The 339-nt window shown below is 35.4% G+C and carries 1 protein-coding gene; it reads left to right on the forward strand.

What is annotated here, in order from left to right; all coding sequences use genetic code 11:
* On the forward strand, positions 1-339 hold a 339-nt coding region (locus tag AOA62_RS03345), incomplete at both ends, for a PAS domain-containing protein (protein WP_178075614.1).

Here is a 339-nt window from a genome sequence, read left to right on the forward strand (position 1 = left end):
AGGGGATGTTATAGGGTATACCTTTATTGAAGCACCTGATCCTTGGCAACCAAAACGAGAATCAATAACAGAAGATACATCTTTCTTCCAAGAAGGAATAATAAAGATGGAAACTGGTCTTCTTTCTGTGAAACAAATGGAACTTATGATGAGTCATTTACCTCTTGATATAACTTATATTGATGAAAATGACGTAGTGAGATTCTTCTCGCACGGAAAGGATCCAATTTTTCACAGAACTAAGTCAGTGATTGGTCGCTCTGTACAAAATTGTCATCCACCTAAAAGTGCACATATTGTTGATGAACTTCTAGAGGATTTTAAATCTGGTAAAAAAGA

It is taken from the genome of Pseudomonas sp. 2995-3, from assembly GCF_002742565.1.
GTDB classification, from domain to species: Bacteria; Pseudomonadota; Gammaproteobacteria; order Pseudomonadales; family Pseudomonadaceae; genus Aquipseudomonas; species Aquipseudomonas edaphica.